This window comes from Bartonella sp. AA78NXGY (assembly GCF_042197005.1).
Lineage (GTDB): Bacteria > Pseudomonadota > Alphaproteobacteria > Rhizobiales > Rhizobiaceae > Bartonella.
The window spans coordinates 187,418-199,692 of sequence record NZ_JBHIRI010000001.1 but is presented as its reverse complement, the minus strand read 5'-3'; the positions used below and the strand labels follow the sequence as shown (position 1 = coordinate 199,692).

Annotated in this window: 12 protein-coding genes; 9 read left to right on the top strand and 3 right to left on the bottom strand. The window is 36.8% G+C overall.

The window, feature by feature from the left end:
• Nucleotides 1-2: 2 nt before the first annotated feature.
• Nucleotides 3-557 (top strand): copper chaperone PCu(A)C, encoded by a 555-nt coding sequence (locus ACFINL_RS00775; RefSeq protein ID WP_375611390.1) that lies wholly within the window; start codon nucleotides 3-5, stop codon nucleotides 555-557.
• 110 nt (nucleotides 558-667) lie between these two features.
• On the opposite strand, the gene lysM is transcribed toward ACFINL_RS00775, so the two are convergent.
• Nucleotides 668-1,123: a peptidoglycan-binding protein LysM gene (gene lysM / locus ACFINL_RS00770; protein ID WP_375611389.1), complete on the bottom strand. Its 456-nt coding sequence runs from the start codon at nucleotides 1,121-1,123 to the stop codon at nucleotides 668-670.
• Between the two features lie 386 nt (nucleotides 1,124-1,509).
• Here lysM and ACFINL_RS00765 point away from each other — a divergent pair, with 386 nt between their 5' ends.
• The 6 genes from ACFINL_RS00765 (at nucleotide 1,510) to thpR (ending at nucleotide 6,556) form a co-directional block, all read left to right on the top strand.
• Nucleotides 1,510-2,232, top strand: a complete 723-nt coding sequence (locus ACFINL_RS00765) for a response regulator transcription factor (protein WP_005774392.1) — start codon at nucleotides 1,510-1,512, stop codon at nucleotides 2,230-2,232.
• 39 nt (nucleotides 2,233-2,271) lie between these two features.
• On the top strand, nucleotides 2,272-4,056 hold the full coding sequence (locus ACFINL_RS00760; RefSeq protein WP_375649062.1) for a stimulus-sensing domain-containing protein: 1,785 nt from the start codon (nucleotides 2,272-2,274) through the stop codon (nucleotides 4,054-4,056).
• Nucleotides 4,057-4,079: 23 nt separating this feature from the next.
• Nucleotides 4,080-4,544 carry an HPr kinase/phosphatase C-terminal domain-containing protein gene (locus ACFINL_RS00755; protein ID WP_375611387.1) on the top strand — a complete coding sequence of 155 codons (465 nt, stop codon included), beginning with the start codon at nucleotides 4,080-4,082 and terminating at the stop codon, nucleotides 4,542-4,544.
• Between the two features lie 136 nt (nucleotides 4,545-4,680).
• Nucleotides 4,681-5,079, top strand: coding sequence for a PTS sugar transporter subunit IIA (locus ACFINL_RS00750; protein ID WP_375611386.1), 399 nt, complete (start codon nucleotides 4,681-4,683; stop codon nucleotides 5,077-5,079).
• A 17-nt stretch (nucleotides 5,080-5,096) separates the two neighbouring features.
• Nucleotides 5,097-5,390, top strand: coding sequence for an HPr family phosphocarrier protein (locus tag ACFINL_RS00745; RefSeq protein WP_012754483.1), 294 nt, complete (start codon nucleotides 5,097-5,099; stop codon nucleotides 5,388-5,390).
• 626 nt (nucleotides 5,391-6,016) lie between these two features.
• Nucleotides 6,017-6,556 (top strand): RNA 2',3'-cyclic phosphodiesterase, encoded by a 540-nt coding sequence (gene thpR / locus ACFINL_RS00740; protein WP_375611385.1) that lies wholly within the window; start codon nucleotides 6,017-6,019, stop codon nucleotides 6,554-6,556.
• A 106-nt stretch (nucleotides 6,557-6,662) separates the two neighbouring features.
• On the opposite strand, the gene grpE is transcribed toward thpR, so the two are convergent.
• Nucleotides 6,663-7,325, bottom strand: coding sequence for a nucleotide exchange factor GrpE (grpE, locus tag ACFINL_RS00735; protein ID WP_375611384.1), 663 nt, complete (start codon nucleotides 7,323-7,325; stop codon nucleotides 6,663-6,665).
• Nucleotides 7,326-7,449: 124 nt separating this feature from the next.
• Entirely contained in the window at nucleotides 7,450-8,520 is a 1,071-nt protein-coding gene (hrcA, locus tag ACFINL_RS00730; protein ID WP_273790224.1) for a heat-inducible transcriptional repressor HrcA, read from the bottom strand.
• Nucleotides 8,521-9,032: 512 nt separating this feature from the next.
• Between hrcA and rdgB the strand changes: the two genes are divergently transcribed.
• Both rdgB and hemW read left to right on the top strand, forming a co-directional pair.
• Nucleotides 9,033-9,680, top strand: a complete 648-nt coding sequence (gene rdgB / locus ACFINL_RS00725; RefSeq protein WP_375649055.1) for an RdgB/HAM1 family non-canonical purine NTP pyrophosphatase — start codon at nucleotides 9,033-9,035, stop codon at nucleotides 9,678-9,680.
• Complete coding sequence (gene hemW, locus ACFINL_RS00720) at nucleotides 9,677-10,876, top strand: radical SAM family heme chaperone HemW (protein WP_375611381.1); 1,200 nt, start codon at nucleotides 9,677-9,679, stop codon at nucleotides 10,874-10,876. The genes rdgB and hemW overlap by 4 nt, the downstream gene beginning before the upstream one ends.
• The last annotated feature ends 1,399 nt before the right edge of the window (nucleotides 10,877-12,275 follow it).

Here is a 12,275-nt window from a genome sequence, read left to right as displayed (position 1 = left end):
CAATGATGACATCTATTATTAAAAAAATAACAAATCTCATCTTTAAGAATATAATACATACACAATATCCATACAAAAAGGTTATCATAAATATCGTGTGTGCTCTTCTCTTTGCTGGTATAACCCTGCCAGCAGGTGCTCAGCAATATAAACTTGGCGACATAGAAATTCTCAATCCTTGGACACGCGAAACACCTAGAGGTATAAGAGTTGGTAGCGGTTATCTCTACATTATCAATCACAGTAATACCCCAGACCGTTTGGTTTCTATTTCCACAAACGGAGTAAAAACAACAGAGATACACTCTATGGCTGTCGTTAATGATATTATGAAAATGGAAAAAATGCACAATGGCATTGAAATTCCGGGAAATGGCGAAATCACGCTTAAGCCTGGCGGTGATCATATTATGTTCATGGGGCTTTCACAACCATTTAAGTTAGGTGATAAAATTAGCGCAAAATTAACATTTGAGAAAGCAGGAACCATTGATGTTGATTTCTCTGTAAACGCTATGAAAGTACCATCACCTTCTAAATCCTCTCCTGTTCACTAAGCTCCTTTTATTATAAATACACACTTTATAAAATGAAGAAGCGTGAAATTTTTTACGCTTCTTTATTTTTTGTTTAATGCCATCAGTAAAAAATTATCCCCTTTGATGAATTAACTATGGTCAATTTCAGGAATACGTAAAACTTGTCCAGGATAAATTTTATCGGGAGATTTTAGCATTGGCTTATTGGCTTCAAAAATAAATGTGTTTTTATTACCTTGCCCTTTTCCATAAACCTCTTCAGCAATTTTCCAAAGATTATCACCAGATTTAACCTCATAAAAGCGAGAAGTTTTTCTAGGCGTTGTATCTATAACCTTTAATTGATTAACATCTACAGAAGAGATACCTTGTGAATTGCCAACAACCAGCAGTGCTTTTTCAAGTGTTTCCCTATCTGGAACTTCACCGCTTAAAATAGCTTTACCGTCTTCAACTTGAATATTGACTTTTTCTGTACCGAGTTGAAAATGATCAAATGCTCTCTTAAAATCCTTTTCTTTTGGTTCATGGTCCCCAATACCTAACTTTTCCCCTACAGTTTTAATAAAATTAAAAAATCCCATTACGACCTCCTTTCGTGTAGCAGAAACAAATTTTTGTGCATATATTGCCACATTCTTTTCTTTGCTCTTAAAACACATAGGCAGATTTTCTAAACTTCAACAATCAAAACTACATCTGTTCAATTATGAGACAAATACAATAATAAACTTTGTAATAAACCTTGATAAAAAAAGCCTTTATAAAAATTTTCTCTCAAATGAAGGGATCTTAATAGACGTAGAAACATTATAAATTATGAAAGCAAAACAAGATTTTACAGTAATGACAAAAGGTTTTTTACTTTGCTACAATTTGTATCATATTTGTTTTGCAAAAAAAATATGAACTCCCATATAAATAAGTGTGGGTAATTTGCTACCACAGCAATAGAAAGGTCTAAGAAACCATGAAAGATACACCAACAATCACGCAAACGATTGTACTTGTTGATGATGATCGCAATATTTTGACATCTTTATCTTTTGCGCTTGAGACAGAAGGATATCGGGTTGAAAGCTATACAGATGGAGCATCTGCACTCAAGGGTCTCACACTTCACCCTCCACACTTAGCTATTTTTGATATTAAAATGCCCCGAATGGATGGGATGGAACTTTTGCGTCGTTTGCGTCAAAAATCTGATCTTCCAGTTATTTTTCTTACCTCTAAAGATGATGAAATTGATGAATTATTTGGTCTCAAAATGGGAGCTGATGATTTTATTACTAAACCTTTCTCCCAACGTCTTCTTATTGAACGCGTGAAAGCTATTTTACGCCGTTCTAATGCACGTAACCAACCGCTTTCTACAGGAACTTCTTCCACCTCTTCTCTCAAACGCGGAGATCTTGTGATGGATCAAGAACGCCACACCTGTACATGGAAAGATAAACCTGTTATTTTAACCGTTACGGAATTTTTGATTCTGCAAACCTTAGCACAAAGACCAGGAGTTGTAAAAAGTCGTGATGCTTTAATGGATGCTGCTTATAGTGATCAAGTCTACGTAGATGATCGCACCATTGATAGTCACATTAAACGTCTGCGTAAAAAGTTTAAACAAGTGGATGATGATTTTGCAATGATTGAAACACTTTATGGTGTAGGTTATCGTTTCCACGAGGTATAAAACTACTTTGTCGCAAAAATTTGAATGGCAATCAAATCGATGACAGACAATTCTCAACTGGAAACTTTACAAAAAACAACCGTTAATGGTACATCCTCAACGCCATTTCTTATGTTCGCTCGTTTGCATCTTCGAACACAACGTCTCTTTAGACAATTGCTTTTTTCCAGCCTCACACGTCGCATTGTTATATTAAACATTGCTGCTCTTGCCGTTTTAGTTACAGGCATTTTATACCTTAACCAATTTCGCGATGGTTTAATTGAAGCAAAAATCAAAAGTTTATGTACCCAAGGAAAAATTATTGCTGGGGCTATTGCTGCTTCTGCAACAGTAGATACAAATTCTATCCTCATTGACCCTCAAAAACTCTTAGAGTTACAGACTGGTGAAAGCGTTACACCCGCTCCTCAATCAACCGATTCTTGGGATTTTCCTATTAACCCTGAGCAAGTTGCCCCTCTTTTACGGCGTCTTATTACACCTAAAACGACAAGAGCACGTATCTATGATCGTGATGCTACTCTCCTTCTTGATTCGCGCGTTCTTTATTCTAGTGGAGAAGTTTTTAGTTATGATTTACCCCCACTTAAAACAGAACAAAACATGTGGGATCGCCTTACTTCATGGTATTCAAGCGCATTTTATGGCAAAGGTATTGCTCTTGACAGAGAACAAACAAAAACCAGTGGTATTGCTTATCCAGAAGTGTACCGCGCATTAAACGGATCTCTTGCTACGGCTAAAAGACGCAACAGACAAGGGCAATTAATTGTTTCTGTTGCCGTTCCTGTTCAACGCTATCGCGCAGTGGTTGGAGCTCTTCTTCTTTCAACCACTGGTTCCGATATTGATAACATTGTAAAAGGCGAAAGACTGGTTATCTTTAAAGTTTTTGCCGTTGTAGGTAGCGTACTTTTGGTTCTTTCTCTCTTTTTGGCCCATACGATTGCCCATCCATTAAGTAAATTATCTGCCTCGGCTAATCGAGTGCGTAATGGCAATAATCAGCGTGTAGAAATTCCTGATTTTTCAATGCGTGAAGATGAAATTGGTCACCTTTCAACTTCTATTCGTGATATGACCAATGCCCTTTATATGCGTATTGAAGCCATTGAACGTTTTGCTGCTGATGTAAGCCACGAATTAAAAAATCCTCTCACCTCCCTACGCAGTGCTGTTGAAACGCTCCCTCTGGCTAAAAATGAAGAAGCACAAGAAAAATTGCTGGAAATTATTCAACATGATGTGCGCCGCCTTGATCGGTTGATTACAGATATTTCTGATGCATCGCGACTCGATGCAGAGCTTGCACGAGAAACCGCAGAGATTGTTGATATGACACCGCTTTTGGAAAGTCTTGTTCATGCTGTTCAGGAAGTGTATCGTAATACGCAAACTATTGATATAAGCCTTAATATTGTCCCACGTCCTTATGGAAAAGCTTATCTTGTATTGGGACATGAACTTCGTTTAGGACAAGTGATTTCAAATCTTCTTGAAAATGCGCGTTCTTTTATTCCTCGGAATCGTGGCAAAATTTGCATTACTATGAAAAGCCATGCTTCAACCCTTATTTTAACCATTGAAGATAATGGCCCAGGTATTCGTTCAGAAAATATTGAACGCATTTTTGAACGTTTTTACACAGATCGACCAAATGAAGATGCTTTTGGACAAAACTCTGGACTTGGCCTTTCTATTAGTCGGCAAATCATCGAGGCTCATAATGGAACAATTACAGCCGAAAATATTATTGATCCTACACTTGGGAAGTGTAAAACTGGTGCACGTTTTACTATTATGCTTCCGCTTGCTAAATAAATCTTTTATCCAAAGTAAAAAACATGAAAACAAAATGTGAAATACTCCACGCAAATTGCCTTCAACTAGGCGGCAAGGGGCTGTTAATTATAGGTCCATCCGGATCAGGAAAATCAACCATCACCCTTTCTTTGCTTGACCGCGCTGAGTGGTCAAAACGTGAAGCGAAGCTTATCAGTGATGATTATACAATGTTGCGTGCGGAAAATGGAAAGCTTCACGGATACACTCCTGATAATTTAGAGGGCGGCATCGAGATTCGTGGCGTTGGTCTTTATATGATAGAATTTGAAAAGCACACAACTATCGATTGTGTTATTTTTCTCGGTCCGGAATATGAACGTTTTTCCACAAATAAAACTTTTCAATTTGAAAATTTGCACATTCCTCTTTTAAAACTTCCCTCTCTTCGTGAAGCCGATTGTACAGCCATTTGTCAAGCTATTGAAGCATTTTTGTTTAGAAAAATATGGCAAAAATCTGTCTAATTTTTTTCTAAAGATAAAAAAATCACAATTTTTGCCTTTTTTTTGCAAATTTTTCTTGGCAGCAAGATAAAGCCTTGTACAATGTCTTTCCCACCAACTATGGTTGGGTCTTATTAGTTAACAGGAGTTTGCGTAAATGATTGGACTCGTGCTTGTAACGCACGGTGAGCTGGCTGTCGAATTTTTACATGCCGTGGAACATGTTGTTGGAGTACAAGAAAAGTTCGCAACAATATGCGTTTATCCCGATGACGATATAGATCAGCGCCGAGGTGATATTATAGCCGCAGTAACCGATACAGATACGGATCATGGCGTCATCATATTAACAGATGTGTTCGGTGGAACACCATCAAATATAGCTATTCCTGCTATTGAAAAAGGACGCGTTGAAATGATTGCGGGTGTTAATTTGCCCATGCTTATTAAACTGATTTCTATTCGCAAATGTCCTGATATTTCATTATCAGACGCGTTAAGAATAGCACAAGAAGCAGGGCGTAAATATATTAATGTACCAAGTATGATTTTATAGCGGATAATAAAATACCAATGTTTTCCAAAGATACCCTCCCATGTATAAGTCGTCATTTCAATATCTGTAATAAACGTGGGTTGCATGCACGTGCTTCTGCAAAATTTGTACAAACTGTTGACAATTTTAATGTTACTGTTGAAGTTGAAAAGGACGGGAAAATTGTTGGCGGATCATCAATTATGGGACTTATGATGCTAGCGGCTTCATCCGGTTGCAACCTCACCATTCGTGTTTCAGGACCAGAAGCAACAGATGCTCTTAATGCTCTTGAAAAGCTCATCAATAACAACTTTGGAGAGGAAAACTAGTGCTTTTTCATCATAAACAAAGATGATAATTCTTAGAAAATAGGAACTTTCCATCATTATTTTGAATTTTAATTTCTCTTCCCGCTTTTATACCAATATTCATATCCATTATAGATTGGCATAATTATCATAAATGTAAAAGCTTATAGTAATTTTGTTATGCTCGATTTTTTTCTTCCTTTCCTAACATTATTTGACCAATTTGAATAGTTTTGCGTATTATGGCTATTCCCCGACTTAATCATATAATTAAATTTTTACAGAAAAGAGAACTCTTTACCTTGTATTAAAGTATGCTTTATTTTAGGCTAAAGATAAATGTCAAAATAATTTCGCACATCAAAAATCTATCAACTTTTCTTATTTTCTGCTAACTTTGTAGCCTTTATAATACACAAGTAATCTTCCATTGCACATCATTGTGATACAGATCCTGAAAACGCAATTCTTATCAATATCATAACCATTTTCTTAAAACGAATAAGCTTTGTACGACCATAATTATAGTAAGCATTTTTTAGACATTCTTTTTCTATACTATTGCCTTGTTTTCTGTGGTACGTGCCCCGCCCTTATTATCTATATTGCGCTTGGGATAGCATCTTTCATTATAAGGAGATAATATCATGGGTCGTCTATTTAGTGCTCTTCAGATTCCTCAACAAACAACAAAAGCCCTCGTATCATTGCAAAATGGCTTACCAAAAGCGCAATGGATCAACCCGCAAAATTTTCATGTCACCTTATCTTTTTTTGGCGAAGTTGAAAGCTCCTTAGCAGATGAAATTATGCATACCTTTAACACTATAGAACTTCCTTCTTTTACGCTACAGATAAAAGGTTTTGAAGTTTTTGGTTCAGAAAATGCTCCTCATTCTCTTGTGGTTCGCATTGAACCTTGTGAAAAGCTTACTCTTTTACATGAAAAGATGCAATATATTCGGAATAAATTAGAGTTAAAGCCTGATGAAAGACTGTTTATTCCGCATATCACTCTTGCACGAATATTTGATATTAATCTTAAAGATCTTTCTTCTTATCTATCTTTTCAAGATGATTTTTTTGTCCCTCCTTTTGAAGTTGATCATTTTGTTTTATTGTTATCGGCCTCTCCCTTAAATAAGGCTCCCTATATTGTAAAAGGAAGTTGGGCGCTTCAAAGATAAAAGGGTGTTTATAACACCCTTTAAAAACCCTTTAAGAAAAGACTTCATATATGTGTAATTGCAGGGAATACTGCATTTTATGTTGGAGATTTATTATTGATGTGTTTTAAGCCGAATCAGCTTCAACAGAAGCTTCTTTTGCTCCTCCTTTAGCTACACCCACTATAGCTGGACGTAGTACCCTTTCCCCGATAATATAACCTGCCTGAACCACTTGTTGAACAGTATTATCTGGAACATCAGCATTGGGAATTTCAAACATCGCTTGATGAAAGTGAGGATCAAATTTTTGCCCCTCTGGATGAATTTTTTGCACCCCATGACGTTCTAATGCTGCCATCATGGCACGTTCAGTCATTTCAACGCCTTCTGCCAATGATTTCAAACCAGCATCACTCTCCCGTGCACCTTCTGGAATAGCTTCCAAAGCACGATTGAGATTGTCAGAAACCGATAACATATCCCGTGCAAAATTAGCAATGGAATAAGCTCTTGCATCCGCCACATCTCGCATAGTACGGCGTCGAAGATTTTCCATATCTGCAACAAGACGTAAAAGCTGATCTTTCAGTTCTTTATTTTCATCCTGCAAAGACGCTAAAAGATCACTAACCTCATTGCTTTCTGTTTCAACGACTTCGTGTTCCTCTGTTTTATGTGTTTTTAAAAATTCATCGGCTGCCTGTTTAAGTGTATTACGATCAGCTGGATTTTTTAAATCACAATTTTCAAATGAAGCGTCAGTAAATTTGTTTTTTTCATCAGACATAAAAATTTTATTCCTTCATAAGATTCGTTATTCTCGATATCGAAATTCTACAGACAAAAATCAAGGGGTAGCGATGTATATAATACAATGAGCTTTTATAGTACAAATACTTACTTGCATCGTTTTAACGCAATAACTGTGACACAAGTTGAGCTGTATAATCAACCATGGGCACAATCCTTGCATAATTAAGCCGTGTAGGACCAATAACACCTAAAGCACCAATGACTCTTTGTTGTGAATCTCGATAAGGTGCTACAACTAAAGAAGAACCAGAAAGTGAAAATAACTTATTTTCTGAACCAATAAAAATTCTAACCCCAGAACCTTCATCCGTTAAATCGAGAAGCTGTGCCATACTCTCGCGCGTTTCAAGATCATCAAACAAATGGCGTAACCGTTCTAAATCTTCTTCTGCTTTCACATCTTCAAGTAAATTGCTACGCCCGCGAACAATGAGGTGTATTTTATGATCAGCATCTTCTCCTCCCCAAAGAGCTAATCCCGTTTCAACAAGATGATGTGATAAATCATCAAGTGCGGCCCTTGTTTCTGCGCATAAGCGGGCAATTTCCCCTTTAGCTTCACTCAATGTACGCCCTTGAATATGGGCATTGAGAAAATTCGTTGCTTCCGTCAATTGTGCATGGGTAACCCCTTCTGGTAAATGAACAATACGATTTTCAACTTCACCTTGTTGAGTCACCAAAACGGCAAGAGCGTGCTCCCTATCAAGGCGCACAAATTCAATATGTTTCAATGTTCCTTCTTGTTTTGTTGCTAAAACAAGCCCTGCCCCACGTGAAAGATCTGAAAGAACTCGGCTTGCTTGAACAAGAAAATGTTCAACCGATTGTGCATGACCAGCCTCTTTGACTTGCATTTCAATATTTTCTCGCTCTTCGTTTGGCAAATCACCCGCTTCCATAAATGCATCAACAAAAAAGCGTAAACCTGATTGTGTTGGCATTCGACCCGCAGAAACATGTGGTGCATAAATCAAACCGAGATGTTCAAGATCACTCATCACATTGCGAATCGTCGCAGGCGATAATGTCTGTTGTAAAAGCCGCGAAAGATTACGTGATCCTACAGGTTCACCATCATTAAGATAAGCTTCAACAATATGGCGAAAAATATCACGCGAACGTTCATCAAGATATTTTAGTTCATTATCAATAGTTTTGTGCTTCATCACAATTGTTTCACTACTTTTAAAATCCTCATCTCTTATATAAGTTTTGCCAAGGTTTGGTCAAATAGTCTAAAGTAGTATAAAAACATATTATCCTATTGAGCTGTAAAATGCTACCTTTCAGAGTAATGCTTGATAAATTACGCAGGAAATATTTTTGTTAGAGTGTGTGAGAAATATTTAAGATTAAGAATTGATCTGTAAAGTGGTCTGCTGTAGGGATTTGTCAAGAGAATCTAGCTTGATTAAAAATCGCTGTAAATAGAAAATTTCACCCTTTAGAGCAAGCAGAAAATTGGAAGTTTACCATAAAATGCTATCATAAAAAAGACATGTCTTTCCTATCTTTGCAAGGTTATCTTCGTGCAAGATAAAAAATTTTATTGGAATAAAATATCATAAAACGTGTAAAATAATCATATTATGTGAAATTAAGCAGAATGTGTGTGTATGAGCATTTAAACCGTTTTTAGCACAAAAATAATTCCCCTTTCATTTTTGGAGAAATCTATATGAGAAGCATAGCAGATAAAAAACTTGTCATTGCTACACATAACACCGGAAAATTGCATGAAATCACTACTTTAATTACGCCTTTCGGTTTAATAATACAATCGGCAAAAGAACTAGGCTTGCCAGAACCAAAAGAAACGGGAAAAACATTTGAAGAAAATGCTTATATTAAAGCTTTTTCAGCAGCAAAAAAAACAGGACTTCCTGCGCTCTCTGATGATTCAGGCTTAGAGGTAGATGCATTGGAAGGTGCGCCAGGCGTTTATACCGCTGATTGGGCAATTCAAACCGATGGTACACGTAATTTTCCAAAAGCTATGAAAAAAATAGAAAATGAACTCCAAAAAGTCGGAGCACGAGAAAAAAGTCAACGGAAATGCCGTTTTATATCCGTCATTTGCATTGCATGGCCTGATACTCATGCAGATTACTTCCGCGGATGCGTTGAAGGAACGTTCATTTGGCCTCCACGAGGAGACAAAGGCTTTGGTTTTGATCCTATTTTTTTACCAGATGGATGTGAAAATACCTTTGGAGAAATGTCAACAGAACAAAAACACAACTGGAAACGTAATGATCTTCCCCCTCTTTCACATCGCGCACGTGCTTTCAAACTTTTGGCAGAAAACCTTTTAGCATTCTCATGAATGAACCTTTTGGCATTTACATTCATTGGCCCTTTTGTGTAGCTAAATGTCCTTATTGTGACTTTAATTCGCATGTTCGCATCCATGGTGTTGATCAACCACGTTTTGTCACCGCCTTTAAGCGCGAAATAGAAACGCAATACCACAAAATAGGCCCACGCCATATTACAAGTATTTTTATTGGTGGAGGAACCCCCTCTCTTATGGAGCCACAGACTGTCGATGCCCTATTGCAAGCACTTGCAAAAAAATGGGTAGTCGATGATAAAGTTGAAATTACATTAGAAGCCAATCCATCCAGTGTGGAAGCAGAGCGCTTTCGTGGATACCGTGCGGCAGGTGTTAATCGCTTATCTCTAGGAATACAAGCGCTCAATGATAAAGCATTGCGCAAACTTGGCCGACTCCATAATGTGGAACAAGCTCTTTGTGCCATTGCTTTAGCACGACAAATTTTTCCACGTTTATCCTTTGATCTCATTTATGCCCGCCCCGAACAAACCCTTGAACAATGGAAATCTGAACTTGTACAAGCAATTGATTTAGCAGCGGACCATCTTTCTCTTTATCAATTGACGATCGAAGAAGGAACCGCCTTTAAACGGCTTCATGATGCAGGAAGACTTATCCTTCCCCCATCAGAGCTAGCAGCAGATCTGTATCATCTTACTCAAGAAATAACGGCACTACATGGACTTCCTGCCTATGAAATCTCAAACCATGCAATGCCCGGTGCCGAATCAGCACACAATCTTCTTTATTGGCGTTATCACCAATATGCAGGCTTTGGTCCAGGAGCACATGGACGTTTCATTGAGCACGCATCGAATCATTCCTCTTTCTGTTCAAAAACATTGTCATCACACCTTGAAAACCGCGAACGTTATGTCACAATAAATGAAAAGCATCCCGAACAGTGGCTTAATTTGGTAGAAACAACAGGACATGGCTGTATTGAAACGGAACATTTAACCACTGAACAACAGGCAAATGAAATGCTCCTTATGGGATTACGCCTTTGCGAAGGCTTAGAACTTATACGCTATGAAACCTTAAGCCCTAAACGTATCCCAATGGAAAAACTGATCGATTTACAACACCAAGAATTGATAGAAATGGTGGATAACCAACGCTTAAAAGCAACAACCAAAGGACGTATTGTTCTTGATCACATCATCAGCCAACTCGCAAACTAAAGTTTTTATAACAACATACTTATTTTAATCATAATTATCATTTTTCACAGCAAAGGTGAGATTAGAATATCGTGAGATTCTCTCATTTCAAAACTATTTATAGCAAGTTAGTTATCGCCATTTGCTTACACCTTAAAAATAGAGAAGCATGTGGATAAAAACCATAAAAAAGGAGTAAAAAGGCCTCTTATGAACACTCTTAAGTGCTAAAAGCTATTGCAATATTTTGAGCTAGAAAGTGTATGGTGCTCTAACTTTATTTTTCATAAACATAAAGATGGGGAGGCATTATAGATTTTATATTACAACATTCATAAGCACCGTAGTAGCACAAATGTGACAAACATTGAGAAAATTTCTTTAAAACAAGTACGTGAATGCATAATACGATAATGTATTTTTTCTTTATGAAATCGTGCCACCATTAAAAGAACCAGAGAAATAAACATGAAACCATGCATCAATTTCTGATTATTTAAAAAGATATTACTCTAGATAATTTTGAAAACCGTAAAGCTGAATAAAAGAGAAAGTAAAAAAGAACGCTGATTTTCACCTTTATACCTTTATATTTCCCCTCAATCAGGTTGTGGTTGTATGTCTGTTTCAGAGATTATAAAAAATAGATATACACAATGCTTTTATCCTATTCTGGCATGTAAAAGCTGTTATCGCAAAAAATACTGAACCAATATTTATTTGAGATACGCAGCCGTATGATCGGTATTAATTTATAGGTAACAGCAACATCATGAGCTTTACTAAACAAATAATGCACTCAAATGACAAATATACTAAATATGAATCGGTATTGCTTTGTTAGCGAGTGAAACGATGTTAATCTCATATGATCTTACTTGTATGCGTATATGCTTATAAGTGTCTATACGCGTCCTTTAAAGTTATTTAATTAAAAAATTGAGAATAATACTAGGACAATCCTTGGCTAAAGAAGTCAACGTGATGCTACAAAAGAATTTCTGTGTACCTTTATCATAACCAATATTAAAGCTGATTAAATAACCTCACCTTCTATCTCGTAATGATATTGCAACGGAAGTTCTTGGGGACAAAAAAAGCAGAGCAAAATATATGAAATAAAATAAACTTAAAGCGCTTTTCCTATAGTCTTTATTCTAAGAGAGTCTAATTGGAACAAGAAGTGCCTTTTGTGAGAGCTCAGAAACCATATTAAAACATGAGCTGTGAATGAGCGCATTTATGTTGTACGAACTTTTTACAATAGCAGCATGTTTTTGTGTGTCTTCATGGCTTCAACCTGTCACTACACAATGATGATATAATATTCATTGTTTTCCATATATGATTGCACCGCCTTTCTACACCTTAAAGAACGAATATTTTCAATCCAATATGGTCTAAACAGTTCTGCTTCTTC

What these genes read in the sequence shown, in the direction of transcription:
- thpR (WP_375611385.1), top strand. Translation starts at nt 6,017, where the DNA reads ATGGGTCGTCTATTTAGTGCTCTTCAGATTCCTCAACAAACAACAAAA.
- rdgB (WP_375649055.1), top strand. Translation starts at nt 9,033, where the DNA reads ATGAGAAGCATAGCAGATAAAAAACTTGTCATTGCTACACATAACACC.
- ACFINL_RS00760 (WP_375649062.1), top strand. Translation starts at nt 2,272, where the DNA reads ATGACAGACAATTCTCAACTGGAAACTTTACAAAAAACAACCGTTAAT.
- ACFINL_RS00750 (WP_375611386.1), top strand. Translation starts at nt 4,681, where the DNA reads ATGATTGGACTCGTGCTTGTAACGCACGGTGAGCTGGCTGTCGAATTT.
- ACFINL_RS00745 (WP_012754483.1), top strand. Translation starts at nt 5,097, where the DNA reads ATGTTTTCCAAAGATACCCTCCCATGTATAAGTCGTCATTTCAATATC.
- hemW (WP_375611381.1), top strand. Translation starts at nt 9,677, where the DNA reads ATGAATGAACCTTTTGGCATTTACATTCATTGGCCCTTTTGTGTAGCT.
- ACFINL_RS00775 (WP_375611390.1), top strand. Translation starts at nt 3, where the DNA reads ATGATGACATCTATTATTAAAAAAATAACAAATCTCATCTTTAAGAAT.
- ACFINL_RS00765 (WP_005774392.1), top strand. Translation starts at nt 1,510, where the DNA reads ATGAAAGATACACCAACAATCACGCAAACGATTGTACTTGTTGATGAT.
- lysM (WP_375611389.1), bottom strand. Translation starts at nt 1,123, where the DNA reads ATGGGATTTTTTAATTTTATTAAAACTGTAGGGGAAAAGTTAGGTATT.
- ACFINL_RS00755 (WP_375611387.1), top strand. Translation starts at nt 4,080, where the DNA reads ATGAAAACAAAATGTGAAATACTCCACGCAAATTGCCTTCAACTAGGC.
- grpE (WP_375611384.1), bottom strand. Translation starts at nt 7,325, where the DNA reads ATGTCTGATGAAAAAAACAAATTTACTGACGCTTCATTTGAAAATTGT.
- hrcA (WP_273790224.1), bottom strand. Translation starts at nt 8,520, where the DNA reads ATGAAGCACAAAACTATTGATAATGAACTAAAATATCTTGATGAACGT.